This window comes from Bradyrhizobium diazoefficiens (genome assembly GCF_016612535.1).
Classification (GTDB): domain Bacteria; phylum Pseudomonadota; class Alphaproteobacteria; order Rhizobiales; family Xanthobacteraceae; genus Bradyrhizobium; species Bradyrhizobium diazoefficiens_C.
The window spans coordinates 841,228-860,866 of the sequence record NZ_JAENXS010000001.1 but is presented as its reverse complement, the minus strand read 5'-3'; the positions used below and the strand labels follow the sequence as shown (position 1 = coordinate 860,866).

General features: G+C 64.0%; 16 protein-coding genes. 7 read left to right on the top strand and 9 right to left on the bottom strand.

Annotation, left to right across the window (positions count from 1 at the left end; all coding sequences use genetic code 11):
• Positions 1 to 48 precede the first annotated feature (48 nt).
• Positions 49 to 969 (top strand): LysR substrate-binding domain-containing protein, encoded by a 921-nt coding sequence (locus JJE66_RS04045; protein ID WP_200512810.1) that lies wholly within the window; start codon positions 49 to 51, stop codon positions 967 to 969.
• Positions 970 to 1,304: 335 nt separating this feature from the next.
• Here JJE66_RS04045 and JJE66_RS04040 read toward each other — a convergent pair whose 3' ends face one another.
• Positions 1,305 to 2,579 (bottom strand): cytochrome P450, encoded by a 1,275-nt coding sequence (locus JJE66_RS04040; RefSeq protein WP_200512809.1) that lies wholly within the window; start codon positions 2,577 to 2,579, stop codon positions 1,305 to 1,307.
• Positions 2,580 to 2,755: 176 nt separating this feature from the next.
• Positions 2,756 to 4,021, bottom strand: coding sequence for a cytochrome P450 (locus tag JJE66_RS04035; RefSeq protein ID WP_200512808.1), 1,266 nt, complete (start codon positions 4,019 to 4,021; stop codon positions 2,756 to 2,758).
• 351 nt (positions 4,022 to 4,372) lie between these two features.
• Between JJE66_RS04035 and JJE66_RS04030 the strand changes: the two genes are divergently transcribed.
• Positions 4,373 to 5,518: a YjgN family protein gene (locus JJE66_RS04030; protein WP_200515265.1), complete on the top strand. Its 1,146-nt coding sequence runs from the start codon at positions 4,373 to 4,375 to the stop codon at positions 5,516 to 5,518.
• 3 nt (positions 5,519 to 5,521) lie between these two features.
• Positions 5,522 to 6,634, top strand: a complete 1,113-nt coding sequence (locus JJE66_RS04025) for a M48 family metallopeptidase (protein ID WP_200512807.1) — start codon at positions 5,522 to 5,524, stop codon at positions 6,632 to 6,634.
• Between the two features lie 110 nt (positions 6,635 to 6,744).
• Here the strand turns inward: JJE66_RS04025 and upp are convergent, their stop codons facing one another.
• From upp to JJE66_RS04010, 3 genes are all read right to left on the bottom strand, one after another.
• Positions 6,745 to 7,374 (bottom strand): uracil phosphoribosyltransferase, encoded by a 630-nt coding sequence (upp, locus tag JJE66_RS04020; protein WP_200512806.1) that lies wholly within the window; start codon positions 7,372 to 7,374, stop codon positions 6,745 to 6,747.
• A 69-nt stretch (positions 7,375 to 7,443) separates the two neighbouring features.
• Positions 7,444 to 8,682, bottom strand: coding sequence for a URC4/urg3 family protein (locus JJE66_RS04015; protein WP_200512805.1), 1,239 nt, complete (start codon positions 8,680 to 8,682; stop codon positions 7,444 to 7,446).
• A 7-nt stretch (positions 8,683 to 8,689) separates the two neighbouring features.
• Positions 8,690 to 9,946, bottom strand: coding sequence for a GTP cyclohydrolase II (locus JJE66_RS04010; protein WP_200512804.1), 1,257 nt, complete (start codon positions 9,944 to 9,946; stop codon positions 8,690 to 8,692).
• A gap of 313 nt (positions 9,947 to 10,259) precedes the next feature.
• Between JJE66_RS04010 and JJE66_RS04005 the strand changes: the two genes are divergently transcribed.
• Positions 10,260 to 11,387 carry a threonine synthase gene (locus JJE66_RS04005; protein WP_200512803.1) on the top strand — a complete coding sequence of 376 codons (1,128 nt, stop codon included), beginning with the start codon at positions 10,260 to 10,262 and terminating at the stop codon, positions 11,385 to 11,387.
• Positions 11,388 to 11,522: 135 nt separating this feature from the next.
• On the opposite strand, the gene JJE66_RS04000 is transcribed toward JJE66_RS04005, so the two are convergent.
• Together JJE66_RS04000 and JJE66_RS03995 are read right to left on the bottom strand one after the other, a co-directional pair.
• Positions 11,523 to 12,338: a DUF2927 domain-containing protein gene (locus JJE66_RS04000; RefSeq protein WP_200512802.1), complete on the bottom strand. Its 816-nt coding sequence runs from the start codon at positions 12,336 to 12,338 to the stop codon at positions 11,523 to 11,525.
• A gap of 238 nt (positions 12,339 to 12,576) precedes the next feature.
• Positions 12,577 to 13,155, bottom strand: a complete 579-nt coding sequence (locus JJE66_RS03995; protein WP_200512801.1) for a L,D-transpeptidase — start codon at positions 13,153 to 13,155, stop codon at positions 12,577 to 12,579.
• 278 nt (positions 13,156 to 13,433) lie between these two features.
• Here JJE66_RS03995 and JJE66_RS03990 point away from each other — a divergent pair, with 278 nt between their 5' ends.
• Together JJE66_RS03990 and JJE66_RS03985 are read left to right on the top strand one after the other, a co-directional pair.
• A complete protein-coding gene (locus JJE66_RS03990) occupies positions 13,434 to 14,981 on the top strand; it encodes an acetolactate synthase large subunit (protein WP_200512800.1) in 1,548 nt (515 codons plus the stop codon).
• 241 nt (positions 14,982 to 15,222) lie between these two features.
• Entirely contained in the window at positions 15,223 to 15,741 is a 519-nt protein-coding gene (locus JJE66_RS03985; protein WP_200512799.1) for a hypothetical protein, read from the top strand.
• Positions 15,742 to 15,854: 113 nt separating this feature from the next.
• On the opposite strand, the gene JJE66_RS03980 is transcribed toward JJE66_RS03985, so the two are convergent.
• Positions 15,855 to 16,646, bottom strand: a complete 792-nt coding sequence (locus JJE66_RS03980) for a class I SAM-dependent methyltransferase (protein ID WP_200512798.1) — start codon at positions 16,644 to 16,646, stop codon at positions 15,855 to 15,857.
• Between the two features lie 294 nt (positions 16,647 to 16,940).
• Here JJE66_RS03980 and JJE66_RS03975 point away from each other — a divergent pair, with 294 nt between their 5' ends.
• Complete coding sequence (locus tag JJE66_RS03975; protein ID WP_200512797.1) at positions 16,941 to 17,915, top strand: ABC transporter substrate-binding protein; 975 nt, start codon at positions 16,941 to 16,943, stop codon at positions 17,913 to 17,915.
• Between the two features lie 162 nt (positions 17,916 to 18,077).
• Here the strand turns inward: JJE66_RS03975 and JJE66_RS03970 are convergent, their stop codons facing one another.
• Positions 18,078 to 19,622 carry a heme peroxidase family protein gene (locus tag JJE66_RS03970; protein ID WP_200512796.1) on the bottom strand — a complete coding sequence of 515 codons (1,545 nt, stop codon included), beginning with the start codon at positions 19,620 to 19,622 and terminating at the stop codon, positions 18,078 to 18,080.
• Between the last annotated feature and the right edge of the window lie 17 nt (positions 19,623 to 19,639).

Genomic DNA, 19,639 nt, shown 5'->3' with positions numbered 1-19,639 from the left:
ATGCTCATTTGCTATAGCGTATGGGGTAGCCTTCCAGGATTGGCAAGCATGGATTTCCGGCAGCTCAGGACCTTCAGTTGCGTGGCGGAGCTCGGCAGTCTCTCGAAGGCCTCCGACACGTTGCGCGTGGCGCAGCCGGCGCTCAGCCGCCAGATCAAGCTTCTCGAGCACGAGCTGCGCGTCGAACTGTTCACCCGCAACGGTCGCGGCATGGTGCTGACCGAGGCCGGCCGGCTTCTGCTGGCGCGCACCTCCGGCATCGTCCGCCAGATCGACCAGATCCGCGACGACATCCAGTCGGTCAAGGGACCGCCGTCCGGCCAAGTCGTGCTGGGCCTGGTTCCGACCGTAAGCTGTGTGCTGTCGGCGCGCTTTGCGCGGCGCTGCGTCGAAAAATTTCCCGGCATTTCGCTGCGCATCGTCGAGAGCTATAGCGGCCATATCGTCGAATGGCTGCATCGCGGCGAGATGGATCTCGCCATCCTCTACGGCCGTTCCGCCGATCTGCATCTCGACGTGCAAAGTCTCGGCCGCGACAACATCGTCGCCGTCGGCCCGCGCGGCTGCGGTCTCGCGCGCAGGAAGAGCGTCGATATCGGCTGGCTGCTGCGGCAGAGGCTGGTGCTGCCCAGTCATTCCCACGGCCTCCGCGCGCTGATCGAGCACGCCGCCGCCCAGCGCAAGATCAAGCTCAACGTCCAGTTAGAAGCAGATTCGTTTCGCGTGCTGACGAGCCTCGTCGAGGAAGGTCTCGGCTTCGCGCTGCTGCCGCCCTCGTCGGTGCACGGCGAGGTCGCGGACGGACGGCTCGAAACCGCTGTCGTCTCCAAACCGATGACGCGCGAGCTCATTTTTGCCTCTCCGATCGACCGCCCGGCCTCGACGGCGTCGCTAGCCGTCACCGCATTGCTGCGCGACGAAGTCGCCGCCTGCCGCAAGGAGGGCGTGTGGGACATCCGGCTTGCCTAAGGTCGTCATGCCCGGGCTTGTCCCGGGCATCCACGTTCTTTGTGCCGCTGGGCAACGCGTGGATGGCCGGGACAAGCCCGGCCATGACGCCGTAGACAGCTGGGGTTCCTTCAACGCGGTTTAGGACAGAAGGCCGCGAGCGACCCCATCGCATGTTGTGCGAGCTGTCATGCCGAAATTTTATAGCTGTAGGTGTCGCAGCGTTCGCCGCCTGAAGTGTGACGCGCATACGCATCCAAAATCTCGTCATTACGAGCGCAGCGAAGGAATCCAGATTGTCTCCGCGGTGGGATTCTGGATCGCTTCGCTGCGCTCGCAATGACGGAGGAGAGAGCCTACCCCGGAATCCTTACCGGCAGCGACTCGTATCCCTTGATGAAGCTCGAATAGATCCGCTTCGGCTCGCCCACCACCTCGATGCGGTCGAACCGCTTCAGCATCTCCTCCCAGACGATCTTGAGCTGGAGCTCGGCAAGCCGCATGCCGACGCAGCGGTGGATGCCGAAGCCGAAGGAGAGATGGGTGCGCGGCCGCGGGCGGTCGATGATAAACTCGTTCGGCTTCTCGATCATCTCCTCGTCGCGGTTGCCCGAGACGTACCACATCACGACACGGTCGCCCTTCTTGACGTGCTTGCCGCCGATCTCGGTGTCCTGGAGCGCGGTCCGCCGCATATGCGCGAGCGGGGTCTGCCAGCGGATCACCTCCGGCACCATAGTGTCGATCAGCGCTGGATTGGCGCGCAGCTTGTCGTACTGCTCGGGATTCTCGTTCAGCGCCAGCACCGAGCCGGTCATGGTGTTGCGCGTGGTGTCGTTGCCGCCGACGATGAGCAGGATGATGTTGCCCATGAGATTGTCGGGGTCCATGAAGCGCGTGGCGTCGCTATGCGCCATCAGCGACAGCAGATCGTTGCGCGGCGCCGAATTGACGCGCTCGTTCCACAGCTTCGACATGTAGGCGTAGCACTCGTCCATCTCGCGGCGGCGCTGTTCGGCGGATTCGACGATGCCGCTCTTGGGCAGCGCGGTGGAGACGTCGGACCAGCGCGTCAGCTTGCGCCGCTCTTCCCAGGGGAAGTCGAACAGCGTCGCCAGCATCTGCGTCGTCAGCTCGATCGAGACCCGCTCGACGAAATTGAAGGTCTCGTTGCGGGGAAGATTGTCCAGCACGGTCTGCGAACGCTGGCGGATCAGCTTTGCCAGCTCGTCCAAATGCGTCGGCGTGAACATCGGCGACACGGTCTTGCGCTGCGACGAGTGCTTGGGCTGGTCCATGGCGATGAAGCTCGGCCAGTCGTAACCCGCCGGCACATCGCGGATGCCGATGCCGCCGAGCGTCGAGTCCGAGGAAAACATGCCGTGACTGGTGTCGACATGCATGATGTCGTTGTATTTCACAACCGACCAATAGGGCTCGATCGGCGCATTGGTGCAGTAATGCACCGGCTCTTCGTTGCGCAGCCGCTCGAACCACGGCCACAGCGTGTCGTCCTGGAACAGCCGGGGCGCACCGGGGTGGAATTGTGCCAGCGGCGTCGAATAGGCCTCCTCGCGGGCCCGGCGCATGCGTTCGGCCTTGTCCACTTTAACCGGCGCTTGGACGTTCATGGTGGTGGCTCCCAGTTGTTCTTTCGCCTCTCCCCCCGCGCGGGGAGAGGCCGGAATTCGAGCGAAGCTTGAATTCCGGGTGAGGGGGACTCTCCGCGATCCGGTTCTCACCGCGTTCGCGGATAGAGCCCCTCACCCCAACCCTCTCCCCGTAAGAACGGGGAGAGGGAGTTGATTCACGCCGCAATCTTCACCGGCAGCGTTTCCAAACCCTTTACGAAACTCGAATACACCCGCTTGGGTTCGCCGACCACGTCGATTTGGTCGAACCGTTTCAGGATCTCTTCCCAGATAATCTTGAGCTGAAGTTCGGCGAGCCGCAAGCCGACGCAGCGGTGGATGCCGAAGCCGAAGGAGAGGTGGGTGCGCGGGCGGGCGCGGTCGATGATGAAATCGTAGGGCCTCTCGATCGCCTCCTCGTCGCGGTTGCCCGAGACGTACCACATCACGACCTTGTCATCTTTCTTGATCTGCTTGCCGCGGAATTCGAAATCGGCGAGCGCAGTGCGGCGCATATGCGCCAGCGGCGTCTGCCAGCGGATCACCTCCGGCACGAAGCTGTCGAGCAGCGCAGGATTTTCGCGCAGCTTACGATATTGCTCCGGATGCTGGCTCAGCGCGAGAAGCGAGCCCGACATGGTGTTGCGCGTGGTGTCGTTGCCGCCGACGATCAAGAGGACGAGATTGCCGAGGAAGTTCCTCGCGTCCATGTCGCGCGTTGCGGGGCCATGCGCCATCATCGAGAGCAAATCGCTCTTCGGCGGCTGCTCGCCGCGATCCTTCCACAGACGCGCGAAATAACCCGCGCATTCCGCGAGCTCGGCCTGACGTTCGTCCTCGGTCGCGACCAGTCCGTCGGGACCGGGAATGGTGGTGGCGATGTCCGACCAGCGCGTCAGCTTGCGACGGTCTTCCCAGGGAAAGTCGAACAGCACCGCGAGCATCTGCGTGGTGAGCTCGATCGAGACCTGGTCGACCCAGTCGAAGACCTTGCCGCGCGGCAGATTGTCCAGGCACTCGGCCGAGCGCTTGCGGATGTTGAGCGCGAGATTGTCCAGATGCGTCGGCGTGAACATCGGCGCCACGGTCTTGCGCTGCGCGGCATGCCGTGGTGGATCCATCGAGATGAAGCTCTCGCGGCGCAGGTCGGGATCGATGTCGCGGATGGTGATGCCGCCGAGCGCGGAGGCGGAGGAGAACACCGAATGATTGGTCTCGATCTCCATGATGTCGTTGTAGCGGGTCACCGACCAGTACGGCCCGAACATCGAATCCTTGCAATAGTGCACGGGATCTTCGCGGCGCAGGCGATCGAAATAGGGCCAGAACGTATCGGTCCTGAACAATTCGGGATCGCCCGGATCGAATTGCGCAAGCGGCAATGTCGATGCCCGCTCGCGCAGTGCGTCGAGCTTGGCCGCGCTCTCGATGGTCCCGTGCATGACCGTTCTCCCTGGCGTGAACCGCGCGATTTTCTTGAATTCTGCTCTGCGGTATTTGGCTTGCAATTACAGCCGGTTGTCTGCGTCGGAGCAAGAGCGAGTTTTACCACATCCAACCGTCGCGAGAGGTGGGGAGAGGTGCGTAGGCCGCCATTGATGCTGTCCCGGATTACGCTTCGCTCCATCCGGGCTACGAAACGTGACCCGCGGCACGCCGGTCAATCTGCACCATGCGAGAAATCGATCGAAACCGGGGTAAAATCGAACCCGGCCATCTTGGGGATCGACTAATCTCTGATCTATAGTTTGATCGAGCCAACTCCGCATCCCGAGGTTGCCGCCGTGAACGACATGCAATGGGCCCCCACCGGCTCCGAACCGGTCCCGCCGCCGCTGCCGCCCACGCGGGTCGACTTCACCGGCAATCGCTCCGAGTTCCGAAAAATGGTCACCAAGGGTGCCATGCTGGAGCTCGTCACCTTCGGCTTCTACCGGTTCTGGCTCGTCACCGACATTCGCCGGCATCTGTGGTCGAACACTGCGGTCGACGGCGACGCCGCCGAATACACCGGCCGGGGCAAGGAGCTCTTGATCGGCTTCCTGTTCGCGCTTGCGATCCTGGTGCCGATCTACCTTGCATACTTCCTGGTCGGCATCGAGTTCGAGCGCTGGCAGGGCTTTGCCTCGACGCCGCTGTTCATCTCTTTCTACGCCTTCGGCCAGTTCGCGATTTTTCGCGCGCGACGTTATCGTTTGACCCGCACGGTCTGGCGTGGTGTGCGCTTCTGGATGGACGGCTCAGGCTGGGTCTATTCGTTCCGCGCGATGTTGTGGGGTCTGCTGGTGTTCCTGACGCTCGGCCTGGCGCTGCCGTGGCGCGAGGCGTCGCTGGAGCGCTACAAGCTGCGACATACGCATTTTGGCGACCTCCAAGGCGATTTCGAAGCCGACGGCTGGACGTTCTTCAAACGCGGCTGGTGGCTGTGGCTGCTCAGCCCGATTGCAATCGTGATCTTCCCGCTCGCACCGTTCTTCTACGCCGAATTCAAAGCGCGCGAATGGCGCTGGTGGCTCGACGGCATCCGCATCGGCGGCGTGAGCCTGTCCTCGAGCTTGCCGCACCACGCGTTCTACGGCTTGTACTGGAAGGTGGTCGGCTGGTGGCTGCTGCTGAGCACGATCTTTGGCCTCTACATTGCCGGGGTGATGGCGCTCGCGGTCAAGCTGAGTGGCCTTCCGGTCGAGCAGGTCCTCGGGCCCGGTGGTCACGCCAAGAGCATTCCCATGCTGGTCATGATGGTGGTCGGCTATTTCGCCGTTGCGCTTGCTCTCAACATCGTCATGCGCGTCTATCTCCAGCGCGATCTCTGGGCCAAGGTGCTGGAAACCGTCGCGGTGCACGATATCGGAGCGGCGGCCGATGTCCGCGCCAGCGGCGAGCTCGCCAGCGCACTCGGCGAAGGCTTTGCCGATGGTCTCGATGTCGCGGGATTCTGAGCTGTGAGTGAATTGTCCACCGAGGCCCCGGCGCAGTCGGCCAAGCCGACGATCTTCTTCGACGGCGTGTCGAGCCGCCGGCGGCAGGTGACGTTGGCCCTCGGCGAAGCACTCGAGATTCTCGAGGACGGTGGTACGCCAGTTCGCTGGGTCTACGCAGACATTCGCCGCGCCGACAGTCCCTCCGGAATTTTACGTCTGGCCTCGACATCCGCACCGCCGCTGGCGCGGCTCGAAATCCGCGACGCCGCACTCGCCGCAGACGTGACCGCCCGCTGCATGCGTCTCGACGAGCACCAGACCTCGCGCCGCGGTGTCGCAAAAATCGTCGGCTGGTCGTTGGCTGCCGCCATCTCAATCGTCTGCGTCGTGCTGTTCGGTGTGCCGCTTGCCGCGGATCGCCTGGCGCCGCTGGTGCCGAAACCGATCGAGCGGCGGATCGGCGATGCGTCCGAGGTTCAGATTAAGACCATCTTCCGCGGCGGCGCCTGCAGCGAGCCAGCCGGGCAGGCCGCCTTTTCCAAGCTCGTCAACCGCCTGCGCGACGCCGCCGGGCTCGACGACGACTCCATGACGGCCGGCGTGCTGCAGACCTCGGTGCCGAATGCATTTGCGCTGCCCGGGGGCAAGGTCTTCGTGCTGAGCGGTCTGCTCGACAAGGCCGACAATCCGGACGAGATCGCCGGCATCCTCGCCCACGAGCTCGGCCATCTCAAGCATCACGACAACATGCGCGGCCTGATCTACAACGGCGGCACCTCGTTCCTGATCGGCCTGTTGTTCGGCGACGTCACCGGTTCGTCCGCCGTGATCTTCGCCTCGCGCAGCGTGGTCGAAGCCTCCTATTCGCGCGAGGCCGAGACCAACGCCGACACCTTCGCGATCGAGATCATGCACAGGCTCGGCCGCTCGCCGAAACCCGCGGCCGAATTGATGTTCCGCATCACCGGCAAGGAAGGCGGCTCGAGCTTTGCGACGCTGCTGGCGAGCCATCCGCTCACCGAGGACCGTCTCGCCCGCATGACGAGGGAAGACCGTCCCGCCAGCGGGCCGCCGCTGCTGACGGACAAGGAGTGGCAGGCGCTGAAGGGGATTTGCGGCAGCGGGAAGATCTAGAGCGTTTTCGAGCGAAGTGGATGCCGGTTCGCGTAAAGAAAACGCGTCAAAACAAGAATCTAGAGCCCCGTTCCGATTCCATCGGAACGGGGTTGTAGGCGCCCGCGCTGCTATCTCGTTCCGTAAGCGCGATCGCCGGCGTCGCCGAGGCCCGGCAAAATAAAGCCGTTCTCGTCGAGACCTTCGTCGACCGCGGCCGTCCAGATCCGCACGTCCGTATGCAGGCCCCGCAGCCGCTCGAGTCCTTCCGGCGCGGCGATCAGGCAGGCGAGGCGGATGTCCTTGGCGCCGCGCTCCTTCAGCCGGTCGATCGCGGCCACGGCCGTATTGGCGGTCGCGACCACCGGCGTCACCACGATCGCCAGGCGCTCGCCGAGATCGGACGGCGATTTGAAGAAATATTCGACCGCGGCAAAACTGTGCGGCTCGCGGTAGAGCCCGATATGGGCGACGCGCGCGGTCGGCACCAGATCCATCATGCCGTCGACGAACGTGGTGCCGGCGCGCAGCATCGGCACGAACACCAGCTTCTTGCCGGCGATCTTGGCCGAGTGCATCGTCGCCAGCGGCGTCTCGATGACGGTGTCGGTGAGCGGCAGGTCGCGCGTCACCTCGTAGCACAAGAGCATGCCGATCTCCTTGATCAGCTCGCGGAACGACTTTGTCGAGATCGATTTGTCGCGCACCAACGTCAGCTTGTGCTGGACCAGCGGATGATCGACGATCGTGACGCCTTCCATGATCGGATGCTCTTGCTTCTTCCCTTCTCCCCCTGTGGGAGAAGGTGGCGCGAAGCGCCGGATGAGGGGTCAGAAAACCGTGCCGTCGCTGATCACCTTGAGCGGCGGGGCACCGTCGGGACGGCGCGCGAACGCGATGGCCCGGCCTGCGGCCCAGGTGCCGCCTTCCAGGACGCTGGCGAGCGGCAGGGACTCCGGCGTGCGGCCGAGCTTGGCGCGCACCAGTTCGGCCAGACGGTCCAGCAGCGCAACAGTGAGCGCACGCCATTCCACCACGAGCATCGAATCCACCGCATGCGCGCGATCGGCGTCCGCTGCATCGCGCAGGCGCAGCACCTCGTGATCCACGAACAACCCGCCATTGCGGTATTCGGCGAGCCCGGTCAGGCCGTCGATGTCAATGACGTCAAATCCGGCGCGCTGGAGCGGCTCGATCAGCGAATAGCTCAGCCATTGCGATAGCTTGTGCAGCGGCACGAGGCCTGCCGTCCCGTCCTCCGCCCTAAGCGCCGGGTGGCGCCAGCAATCACCGAGCGGGACGCCTGCGAGCTCGAGCCGTGACGGCCAGATCGGCCCGAGCTGGTTGAGCACCGCGGACAGGATCGCGGGCGCGGGGATGGCGCCGCCCACAGCCTGTGCCGCGATGTGGTCGAACAAGCCGCCCGGCCGCGGCGAGTCCTGCGTGCCGAAAACATCGGCGCGCGCCGCCACCTGCCGGCCCAGTCGCCGCAGCAGATCGGTGCGCCCGTCGAGGCCGAGCAGCGGGTTGGCGTCGCTCGCTTGAAATGCAGACGTCAGTGCGGCGAGCGGCAGTTTTGCGAGCACGCCGGCATCGACCCTGAAGGGCGCGCGCGCATCACCCGAAAACAGGCCGCCGGCAAACATGTCGAGGCTTGCGATCGCGAGCCCCTCGGATCGGCCAATGCCTTGTCCGGTCACAGCGTCCCGATATCGCCACGCGGCACCCGCGCCGGCGTCGAGCAGCACGCTGACGATGGCGAGGTCGAACTCCGCGCGCGCGCGCGCCGCGCGATCAGGCCACGATGCCGCGTCGGCCAGCTGGGCCCAGCGGTCGACGCCGCCGAACACAAAGTGCCGCCATCGCGCGTGGAAGGGAATGTCGAGCGCCGGATAGGCTTTGCGCGTGACAGCCAGCACGGCTTCCGCGACGCCGTCCATCCGATCGAGATCGATGGTGAAATGGGTGAGCCGATCGCTCAGGGCCAGCTCGAGCATTTGTCCGGCACGCGTGCGAACCGCCTTTGCGGTGAGCAACGCACGTGCCTCTCGTTCCAAAGCGTCCGCCATCAATCGATCAATATTTTTCCAGCGAACGCCCGACCACGCCGTCGACGTCCTTTTCCGGCGCAATGTCGGTGGTGTAGTAGCCGGCGGCTTTCTTGGCGGCGATCTCGACATGGGCGTCGGCGGGGATCAGCTCCAGCGGGATCGGCACGCGCTCGACGATGTCGATGCCCTGCGAGGTCAGCGCATCATATTTCATGTCACTCATCGACAGGAAACGGTCGATGCGCTTCAGCCCGAGCCAGTGGATCGTATCCGGCATCAGCTGCTGGAAGCGTGCGTCCTGGACGCCGGCGACGCATTCGGTGCGTTCGAAATAGGCGGCCGCCGCATCGCCGTCCTCCTGGCGCTTGCGTGCGTTGTAGACCAGGAATTTGGTGACCTCGCCGAGCGCGCGGCCTTCCTTGCGGTTGTAGATCACGAGCCCGAGCCCGCCCTCCTGCGCGCCGCGCGCGGATTCCTCGATGCCGTGGATCAGATACGGCCGGCAGGTGCAGATGTCGGAGCCGAACACGTCGGAGCCGTTGCACTCGTCATGCACGCGGCAGGTGATCTTGGTGCGATGGTCCGGCAGTTTGGTCACGTCACCGAACATGTACACGGTGGTGCCGCCGATCGGCGGCAGAAAAACCTTCATGTCCGGTCGGGTCACGAGCTCAGGGAACATGCCGGCGGTCTGCTCGAACAGCGTGCGGCGCAGCTCGGTCTCATTGGTTTCGAAGCGCTCGGCGAGGCCCGGCAGATACCAGACCGGATCGATCGCGATCTTCACCACCGAGACGCTGCCGTTGGCGTGCACGACCTCGCCGTCGGCGCGCAATCGCTTCGCGGCCAGCGCCTCACGGATCTCTGGCAGATCCAGCCGCGCCCGCGTCACCGCGATGCTCGGGCGGATATCGATGCCTTCGGCGATGTCCTTGCCGAAATTCTCCGCGACCAGATGCCCCCAGGGATCGAGCGCGACGATTTTTGCGGGATCGCGCCATTGCTCGAACGGCCCGACGGTCGCGGCCGGAAACGTGTTGGTGAGGTCGGGACGCCGGATCGGGTCGAGCGCGCCGGCGGAGACGGCGAGCGCGCGGTACATCGCATAGGAGCCGCCATGGCTGCCGATGACGTTGCGGTCCTGCGCGCGCGACACCGTGCCGATGATCGGTCCGCGGGCGCGCGCGTCGGCTGCACCCCAGTGAATCGGGAAGGCGGCTTTCCGGCCCGGCTCCGGATGGGAGGTGAGGCGGATGTGGTCGGTACGGTTCGCGCGGCTCATGGCCAAACTCCCAAAAAGCCAACGGCCCGCCGCTCGGACGGGCCTGGCTCACTCGCGCTACCGGAACAGAGCTCCGGCGACGCAATCCAACATATTGTAGCGGCCAGCCACGACAGACAAGTTAATCGTTCGGGGTGGCCAGCGGCCATCCCAGCGCTCGTCCTGATGGGCGAACGGCGCCGGAATGCATCCTATATGTATGTAATTGTTTGAATTTTTGAAGGGCCGCCCCGGCACCCTCCAAACAGGCGACTGGATAAAACCTGCATATTCGGACATATCGACCGGATCGGCTCTGCCCCCGGAGAACACCATGCCCAGCGCCAGCTACATCGATCCCCGCAACGGAAAGCTCTATCCGCTCGACCAGCCGCGCTGGTGCTCGGACGAGCGCACGCCGCTGCTGGTGACGCCGCGAGCGGGGATTTCGCGCGACGACATCGACGGCCGCACGCGGTCGCTCTGGCGCTACCGCGCGGCGCTCTCGGTCGAGATCAAGAATCCGATCACGCTTGGCGAAGGCTGCACGCCGCTGGTGCAGCAGGCTTGGGGCGACCTGCGTCCGTTCTTCAAGCTCGAATGGTTCAATCCGACCGGCAGCTTCAAGGACAGGGGCTCGGCCGTGATGCTGTCCTTCCTTCGGCAGATCGGCGTCGACGCCATCCTGGAGGACAGCTCCGGCAATGGCGGTTCGTCCATGGCAGGTCTCGGTGCGGCAGGCGGCATGCGCGTGAAAATCCTCGCGCCTGCCTCCACGTCGCCAGCCAAGATCGCGCAGGTGCGCGCCTACGGCGCCGAGGTGCAGCTGGTCGAGGGCCCGCGCGAGGAGTCGGAGGCCGAGGCCATCCGCCAGTCGAGCCAGACTTTCTATGCCAGCCACAACTGGCAGCCCTTCTTCCTCGAGGGCACGAAATCGCTCGCCTATGAGATCTGGGAAGATCTCGGTTTTCGCGCGCCCGACAATGTCATCGTTCCCGTCGGCGCTGGCAGCAGTCTGCTCGGCTGCGCCTTCGGCTTCCGCGAGTTGTTGAAGGCGGGCCAGATTGCAAAGCTGCCGCGCCTGTTCGCGGCTCAGCCGCTGAATTGCTCGCCGATCGATGCAAGCTTCAGGGCCGGCGTCGATACGCCGGTCGCGCGCGAGGTCAACAAAACCATCGCCGAAGGCACCGCGATCAAGAATCCGCTGCGTCTGCGCGAGATCATCGGCGCCCTGCGTGAAAGCGGCGGCGGCACCGTTGCGCTCACCGAGGACGAGATCGTCGCCGCGCTGCGGCGCCTCGCCCGGCAGGGCCTGTTCGCCGAGCCCACCAGCGCGAGCGCAGCTGCGGCGCTGGAGAAACTGTCTGCTGTTGGAGCCATCAAGGCGAGCGAGACCACGGTGTCCGTCCTCACCGGCACCGGCCTGAAAGCCGCAACCACCGTCGCCGATCTCGTGCAGTAGGGTGGGTTAGCCGTGCGGCTGCGCGAAGCGCAGACCGCTTGGCGTAACCCACCGCGTCTCTCGACGCGGGCGACGAAAGAGGTGGGTTACGCTGACGCTAACCCACCCTACGCGCCGCGCTCGCAATGACGCACCTCACTCCTTCAGATCGTTCACCCTCTTCACCCAGGCGCGCACGTCGGTGAGGACTTCGGGCAGCACCGACCTCACCTCCAGCACGGTCATGCCGGGCTTGATGCGAGGATCATAGAGCAGATTGAGGATGTACTGGTCATAGACGTCGAAATAGCCCATCGACACATTGTCGTTGAACATGGTCCACGGCACGCTCGCGGTGTCGTTGATAGGCCCAAGCGCTTGCAGCAGCTCCTCATAGGCGCAGTCGAGGAAGGTGAAGTCGCTGACGTCGACGGTGAGGATGACGTCGGAATGCTCGATCTCGAAATTGTCGTTCTTGCGGAAACCGGACAGGCATTGCGGGTCGAGCGAGGTGCGGATATCGCGCGCCTTCTCCGCGCCGTAGAAGCTCGTGATGGTGCGGTAGAGGTCGCGGTCGCGCACGAGCTTGACCCGGACATTCGCGGCTTCGGCGGTGTCGATCATGGCGATGTCGAGATGCTGCACGCGGGTGCCGATGTCGGCCACGACTTTAGCGAGCTGCGCCTTGCGGTCGGCGCGGTCGGTCTCGGCGAACACGCGCACCGGCCCGTCGAACTTGCGGATGCGGTCGACGCGGCCGGCGAGGTGGTATTCGGCCCCGAAGGCGGTCTTCAGAAAGCCGTCGACGATCTCGGCGTCGGTGAAGCTCTTCTTCTCGGCGCGTTGGCGCGAAACGATCGCAGGCAGTTCGCCGGCGGCGGTCATGGGTGCGATGTTAGGCACGCATGTGAGCGCTGCAAGCGTCAGCAGGGCGAAGCGAAGGGCGGGCGAGGGCGGGTTGAGTGCGCTCATCGTTACGCAACGCTGCCGTATTCGCTGCCTGCGCACAAGCCTGCAAATTCACGCGCTGCGGGTTCCCATAGTGCGTCGCGCTCCGCTCAACCTCTCCCGCTTGCGGGAGAGGTCGTCGCGTAGCGGCGGGTGAGGGTTCTTTCCTCTGGGAGATTGTCCCGTTGTGGAGAGACCCTCTCCCCAACCCTCTCCCGCAGGCGGGAGAGGGAGCGCACTCGTGCATGGAGGCAATTGCGCCTCAGTTGTTGAGCACCACGACGGTGGTGCCGACCCCGACGCGGCCGTAGAGGTCGGTGACGTCGTCATTGGTCATGCGGAAGCAGCCAGAGGACACGGCTTGGCCGATCGTCTCCGGCTCGTTGGAGCCGTGGATGCGGTAGAGCGTCGATCCCAGATACATCGCGCGGGCGCCGAGCGGATTTTCGATGCCGCCCTTCATGTGGCGCGGCAGGTCCGGCCGGCGCGCGATCATCTGCGACGGCGGCGTCCACTCCGGCCATTCCTTCTTGGCGGTGATCTTGTGCACGCCACCCCAGCGGAAGCCGTCGCGGCCGACGCCGATGCCGTAGCGCAGCGCCTGGCCGTTCTGCAGCACCAGATAGAGCCGCCGCTCGGCGGTATTCACCACAATGGTGCCGGGGGCATAATTGCCGTTGTACATGACGGTGGTGCGGGGGACCGGGTTGGCGCCGCCGCGGAAGAAGTTCGGGCCGCCGCCCATGATGTCGCGGGTGTCGAACTCCTCGGCGAACGCGCCGCCAGCGGTGGCGGTCAGCAGTGCGATGGCGGCAATTGGTGCGGCAAAAAACCGGATCATTGTATCCCCCAGCAAAAGATCTTCTCAACCAACGCCAGAGGCCATATTCGCCGGCATTTCGCAAGCCACGGCCCCGTGAGGGCCGTCGTCTCCCGCGGTTGGCGTTACCAAATCGGCAACCGCGCCAATTTGCTGAAAAAGCTTTACCGGCGCGTCGTCATGCGGGGCAGGGCCGCGATGCCGGCACTTGCTTTGACCGGGCTCGCGAACAATGATTGATCGGACGGATCACTGGAATTGGCCGGTTGCGGGAGCCTTGGAATGACGGGAGCCTTGGAATGAACGGTGCGGAAAGCCTGGTGCGGACGATGGTCAAGGGTGGGGTGGACGTCTGCTTCACCAACCCGGGCACCTCCGAGATGCATTTTGTCGCAGCGCTCGACCGCGTGCCGGGCATGCGCTGCGTGCTCGGCCTGTTCGAAGGCGTGGTGACGGGGGCGGCCGACGGCTATTTCCGCATGAAGGGCACGCCGGCCTCGACGCTTCTCCACCTCGGCCCCGGCCTCGCCAACGGCCTGGCCAATCTGCATAACGCCAAGAAGGCGAATTCCGGCATCGTCAACATCGTCGGCCAGCACGCGGTCTATCACATCGGCTATAACTCGCCGCTGACGTCCGACATCGAGGGCCTGGCCCGGCCGATGTCGTCCTGGGTCCGCACCTCGCCGGATTCGAAATCGATCGCCGCTGACGGCGCCGCGGCCATCGCCGCCGCCAAGAGCGCGCCGCCGCAGATCGCGACCCTGATCCTGCCCGCCGACACCGCCTGGAACGAGGCCGACGGCATTGCCGAGGTGCCGGCCGAGCAGCAGCGTGCCAGCTACTCGCCGCAAGCGGTCGAGCAGGCCGCAAGGATTTTGCACGGCGACGGCGAGGGCACGCTGCTGCTGATGACCGGCAGTGCGCTGAGCGAGCAGGGCCTGGCGCAGGCCGAACGCATCGCCGCCAAGACCGGCTGCACCGTGATGGGCCCGACCTTCCGCCCCAGGATGGCGCGCGGCCGCGGCCGCTTCTCGATCGATCGCATCCACTACGTGATCGAGAACGCGTTGTCGATGTTGGCCAAATTCCGTCACATCGTGCTGGTCGAGTCCGACGATCCGGTGGCGTTCTTCGCCTATCCGAACAAGCCGAGCATTCTGAAGCCCGAGGGCTGCGACGTGCATCGCATGACCTCCTGGGGCGAGAATTCGGTCGCGGCGCTGGAAGCCCTGGCCGGCGCCGTGAAGGCCAGCGCGAAGGACGTCAAGCCGCAGGCCTTGGCTGAGCTGGTCAAGCCGACCGGTGCGCTGACCCACGCCTCGATCGCGCAGGCGATCGCCTACGCGATTCCCGAGAACGCGATCATGGTCGACGAGTCCCTCACCACCGGCCGCGCCTTCTTTCCGCCGACGGCGGCCGCCGCGCCGCACGACTGGCTCCAGAACATGGGCGGCTCGATCGGCTTCTCCACGCCGCTGTCGATCGGCGCCGCGATCGCCTGCCCGGACCGCAAGGTGATCTGCATGGTCGGCGACGGCAGCGCGATGTACACGATCCAGTCGCTGTGGACGCAGGCGCGCGAGAACCTCAACATCGTCACCATCGTGTTCGCCAACCGCATCTACCAGATCCTGCGCGGCGAGTTCGACAATGTCGGCGCCGGCGAGCCCGGCCAGCGCGCCAACGACATGCTGCGGCTCGACCGGCCGACGCTGGATTTCGTGGCGCTGGCCAAGGGCATGGGCGTGCCCGGCCGCGCCGTCACCAATGCCGACGAGTTCAACAAGGCGCTGACTGAGGCCGTCGCCGAGCCCGGACCGCGGCTGATCGAAGTGCAGATGTAGGGCGGGTTGGCCAAGCTTTCTCTCCACGTCGTCCCGGCGAAGGCCGGGACCCATAACCCCAGGGAGAAATTTGGCGAAGACTTAGGGGGCTGGTACGCGCACTGCGTACGCTCGATAGACCTCGCGGTATGGGTCCCGGCTTTCGCCGGGACGACACCGAGGGTGTGACGCGCACGCGCGCTTCTCGCCCCGGAAGTGGTAGACGGCGCAACTGAGCGCACGTGATGGGCCCGGAGGCACGATGCAGACCGAGCTGAACAAGGTGATCGCGGCGCTCCGGGACTTCTACACCCATGAAGGATTCCTGTTCGAGAAGGATATCGGCGAGCGTGCGATCACGCACCGTTTCGCCGTCCATCTCGAGCGGCAATTTTCAGGCTGGGCGGTCGACTGCAATTACGACCGGCTTGGCGAGCGCACGCTGCATTTGCCGCACGGCACCATCATCTCGACCGACGATCATCTCGGCAAGTCGATCTACCCCGACGTCGTCGTGCACCAGCGCGAGATTCCGAACAATCTGCTCACGATCGAGATCCGCAAGGCGAGCAATCACACGCCGCTCGAGCACGACCAGCACAAGCTGAAGGCGCTGACCGATCCGCATATCTGGTTCGCCTATTGGATCGGCGTGCTGCTGGTGCTGGCGAAGGACGACGTCACCATGTCGGAGGTCTATGTCGGCGGCGTCGTTGATCAGCCGATCTCGCTCTGGTTTGCGACGCGGCTGAAAGAGATTGGCCTCGGGGCTGCGCATTAGGGCCTGTACTCATAAACGTCAGATTTTGAGGATAAAGCGGAAGTCGCTCCGCTTGATCAGCATCGACTGTTTATGACCCGAAGCGGACCTGCCAAGATTGGCGACCGGCGAAGTCAGGCAGTGCCTTTTACCGCCCAAGCGATACTTGCAAATCCACGAGGGCCATCGTTGTCGCCAGCAAGATAGGCCGCTCGCACTCCGCTGCGGATTCGATCGCGCCTCGCCTCAGGTAGTCCGTCAAAAAGAGTTCCAAATGATCCTTGGCCATAGACCATTGGGTGCCAGAAATCGTCGAAGTTGATGTAGTCCATACGGATCGCGAGCATCGTGTCCACGACTTCCTTGAAGCCTGCACTCTCGAATGCGGAGCGCAACTCGCCTTCGCTTGTCATTGGCCGCTTGCGGGGTATTGCGTCGGTTGCCTCAGGCTCAAGCGCCCGGACCGTGTCCCAGAACAAGCGCCAACTCGGCATACCGCCGTATGTGTCCCATACGGTCGCCGCAGCCGTGGCTCCGGGCCGTAGGACTCGCCGCATTTCCCGGATTGCTCGATGTGCATCAGATACGAAATGGAGCACCAGAAGGGAATAGACGCAGTCAAACGTTTCATTTGCATATGGCAGCGCGCAGACGTCGCCTCTTTGTGCTGTAATCCGCGGATCGGAGGTGCGTGCGCGCAAAGCTGCTACGAAGTTTTCGTCAAAATCCAAAGCTTCAATCGCTGTCAGGCCGCGGTGAGCCGCCAATGCCTGGGTTAGGCTACCGGTGCCGCACCCGGCGTCCAGAACGCAGCCCTTGGCCGGCACATCTGAAAACTTAAGAAAAGGGATGGCCAACCGTCGGCTCCAGCGTCCCATGATGGCTTCGTAACCATCCGCACTTTTAGCGACAAAGTTCGATGGCATGTCATCCCCAGAACTGACGTTATTCGATCTCCTCAATGAGACCGCCTGGATCGCCAACTATGGCAGATGCGACGGGACAGTCCACAACAACCGTTAGGCGCCAGGACGCCCCGCTTCTGGCCCGTAGCGGACTTCGACGCCACCCGGCCGACTGTCGGCCTTTGACCCAACCCGGACATCGGGCGGCATCGGAAATTCAGGCGAAAAAGACCGCATCGTCGCTTACACAAGCTGTCCTTTGGCAGTACTGTCCCCCGTCCGCGATATGCAACAGTGTCGTTACGAAACAGCGTCATGACAATTCGCTTAGTGCTTTTCATCGTCGCAATTTACGCAATGTTTTCCGCCAGCGCCGAGGCCGAGGATCGTCCGAAGCCGTCCAGAATCGGAATGCTGCTGCCGGGATCGGAGGCGTCTTCCGGCTATCTGAAGGGTCTTTATCAGGGGCTCGTCGAACAGGGATTGATCGAGGGAAAAAACATTTCCCTTGAACGCCGCTATGCGAACGGACGAATCGATCAATTGCCTGCGCTTGCAGCCGAATTGGCCGCTTCGGGTGTCAATCTGATTTTCACGAGCGGCGATCAGGCAGCGAAGGCAGCGAAGCAGGCAACCGACAGGATACCCATCATCGCTGTGACCTGTGATGCGCTCGCGGCGGGGCTTGTATCGAATCTTTCCCGGCCGGGCGGAAATCTGACCGGGGTCACCTGCATTAATGCCGACTTGGACGGCAAGCGCGTCGAGCTTATCAAGGAGATTCTTCCATCGATCTCCCGGCTGGTCGTCATGCTCAACCCGGATGATCAGCGCTCGGTGGCCGAATTTAAACAAATCGAACTGGCAGCGAAGGCAAGCTCGATAGAATTGCTGCGGCAGTCCGTCCTTAAACCCGAAGAGATCGTTCCGGCTTTCTCGCAGGCCGCCAGCGCCGGCGCCACCGGCGCAATCGTCATCTACGATCCGATGTTCTTTCTTCGCCGGCGTGAACTGAACGAAATCGCGGTGAGCAAAGGCATCGCGACAGTTTTTAATTTCAGGGAATTTGTGGAGGCCGGTGGGCTGATGTCCTATGGTCCCAACGTGCAGGACATGTGTCGCCAATCCGCGCGACTTATCAAGAAGGCCCTTAGCAGCGAGTCAGCCGGCGAGACGCCGATGGAGCAGCCCACAAGATTCGAACTCGTCATCAATCTTGGCACCGCGAAGAAGATCGGCCTGGTGGTTCCGTCCGCTCTGATCGGGCGGGCCGACGAGGTGATCGAATAGATCCCGATGTTTGTTGCGCTGCATGAGTCCGTCATTGGCCCAATGCCGGTCGCCGTCGGGTGAGGCGAACCACAGACAGCCCGAGAACCTGATTTCATCCACGTTTTAGCTGGCAAGGCCGCCCACGGGACGCGAGCGGCCTTGTCGTCAATTGTCACCAGCTCAATGCAGCGGAGCGCCCTGGCCGAGCGCGTAGGTCACGAGATCCTTCAGCTTGAAATCCGGACCGGTTACCGGCGCCCAGTTCGGGTCGAGTGACAGCATGGAGGAGGCGTCGCCGAACATCATGCCGAGGAAGACTTCGGCGAGGATGCGTCCACCGACCGGCCCGAGCTGCGGCGTGTTGATGCCGCTCGCCGGCGCACCGGTGGCCGGGATCGTGACCGCGGTCTGGAACTGGCGAGCTTCCGCGAGGATGTAGGTCCAGAGCGGGCAGTTGCCCCTGAACACGCCGTTCGCAATCGACGCGATCGGCACTTGCGGATCGCCTGTCGGGTCGGGGCCGTCGACGGCCCGGCCGATGACGATCTGCTCGTCGGTCAGCGGCGTCTGGTGCATCGCCCTGGCAACCGCCTGGCCCGACGGCAGTCCGAGCCGCCAGCCGCGCTCGAGATTGCGCAGCGCCAGCGACGACGGATTGGAGGCGATCTCCGGCGGCAGCTTGCGTAGCGGATCGACCAGGGAGGTGTCGATGCGATAGGCGAACTGCAGCCGCCGCTTGTTGTCCGTATTGGTGCTGTCGTCTTCGACGCCATAAGCGCGGGTGTCGATGTCGATGAACCGGCCCCAGTCGATGGCGCGGCCCGGACCCATCGCGCGGAAGCCGGTCAGCGCGTTGTTGTCGGGGTTGTTGGGATCGGGGAAGATCTGCAGCAGCATGTTGTCGGCGTCGTTCAGCCGATAGCCGGGCCGGATCATCGAGTGCCCGAGCCGATAGGCCGCGACCGAAAACTCGACCGGCATGTAGGGATACGTCTTCCAGTGATAGTAGGCGAGCTTGCTGTGGTCGTAATGGCCGCCGGTCCTGAGATCGTTCAGCACGCCGGCATTGACGATCCGCGGCAGGAAGTCGTTCAGCACGACGTATTGATAGTGGAAGCGGACGCGCTGCTGCACGGTCTCGAAGGAGAGCCCTTCATTGTCGTCGACCATGCGGTTGTGGAAGCGCAGCATCAACCCCTGGAACTGCGAGACGATGCTGTTCTCGTCGTTGCGGGGATCGCCGATGAGCGCGCGGCCCTTGAAGCGCGGCAGGTCGAAGGCGTTGGACACGCCGGTGCCGGTCAAGTTTTCGCCGAGGAGAAACTTGCCGCTATTGTCGTACATATAGGGCTGGTCGTTCGGGCCACGCCCGTAGAGATTATCGAGATCGAGCGCCGGCGTGCGGAAATCGACGAGCCCGTCCGGGTCCTGTTGCTTGGTCAGCGAGCTCACCGGGTCGAAGGTGATGTCGTGATCGACGAATTGGCTGAAATAGGTATAGAGCGCGGGAATTCCGCTCTCCTCGGCGTCGGGGCTGTCTTTGGGGGCGTCGAAATCGCCGACCATGTTGTCGGCGAGCGCAGCGAGATTTGCGATGTTGTCGGCCTCGTTCGGGCCGAATTTCGCCGGCGTCAGAGTGCGAAACATGCGGCCGAAGCGGCCTTGTGACAACGGCGAGCGGGTGGCGTTCAGACCGCGCGGGGTAATGGCGTGACGACTGCTCATAAAGTACCTCCTCCATG

Bases quoted from the DNA above. Each gene is read 5' to 3' on its own strand.
- upp (WP_200512806.1), bottom strand. From the start codon at position 7,374: ATGGAAGGCGTCACGATCGTCGATCATCCGCTGGTCCAGCACAAGCTG.
- JJE66_RS04045 (WP_200512810.1), top strand. From the start codon at position 49: ATGGATTTCCGGCAGCTCAGGACCTTCAGTTGCGTGGCGGAGCTCGGC.
- JJE66_RS04035 (WP_200512808.1), bottom strand. From the start codon at position 4,021: ATGCACGGGACCATCGAGAGCGCGGCCAAGCTCGACGCACTGCGCGAG.
- JJE66_RS03980 (WP_200512798.1), bottom strand. From the start codon at position 16,646: ATGCCATCGAACTTTGTCGCTAAAAGTGCGGATGGTTACGAAGCCATC.
- JJE66_RS03985 (WP_200512799.1), top strand. From the start codon at position 15,223: ATGCAGACCGAGCTGAACAAGGTGATCGCGGCGCTCCGGGACTTCTAC.
- JJE66_RS04030 (WP_200515265.1), top strand. From the start codon at position 4,373: ATGCAATGGGCCCCCACCGGCTCCGAACCGGTCCCGCCGCCGCTGCCG.
- JJE66_RS04010 (WP_200512804.1), bottom strand. From the start codon at position 9,946: ATGAGCCGCGCGAACCGTACCGACCACATCCGCCTCACCTCCCATCCG.
- JJE66_RS04000 (WP_200512802.1), bottom strand. From the start codon at position 12,338: ATGAGCGCACTCAACCCGCCCTCGCCCGCCCTTCGCTTCGCCCTGCTG.
- JJE66_RS03995 (WP_200512801.1), bottom strand. From the start codon at position 13,155: ATGATCCGGTTTTTTGCCGCACCAATTGCCGCCATCGCACTGCTGACC.
- JJE66_RS03975 (WP_200512797.1), top strand. From the start codon at position 16,941: ATGACAATTCGCTTAGTGCTTTTCATCGTCGCAATTTACGCAATGTTT.
- JJE66_RS04005 (WP_200512803.1), top strand. From the start codon at position 10,260: ATGCCCAGCGCCAGCTACATCGATCCCCGCAACGGAAAGCTCTATCCG.
- JJE66_RS03970 (WP_200512796.1), bottom strand. From the start codon at position 19,622: ATGAGCAGTCGTCACGCCATTACCCCGCGCGGTCTGAACGCCACCCGC.
- JJE66_RS03990 (WP_200512800.1), top strand. From the start codon at position 13,434: ATGAACGGTGCGGAAAGCCTGGTGCGGACGATGGTCAAGGGTGGGGTG.
- JJE66_RS04015 (WP_200512805.1), bottom strand. From the start codon at position 8,682: ATGGCGGACGCTTTGGAACGAGAGGCACGTGCGTTGCTCACCGCAAAG.
- JJE66_RS04040 (WP_200512809.1), bottom strand. From the start codon at position 2,579: ATGAACGTCCAAGCGCCGGTTAAAGTGGACAAGGCCGAACGCATGCGC.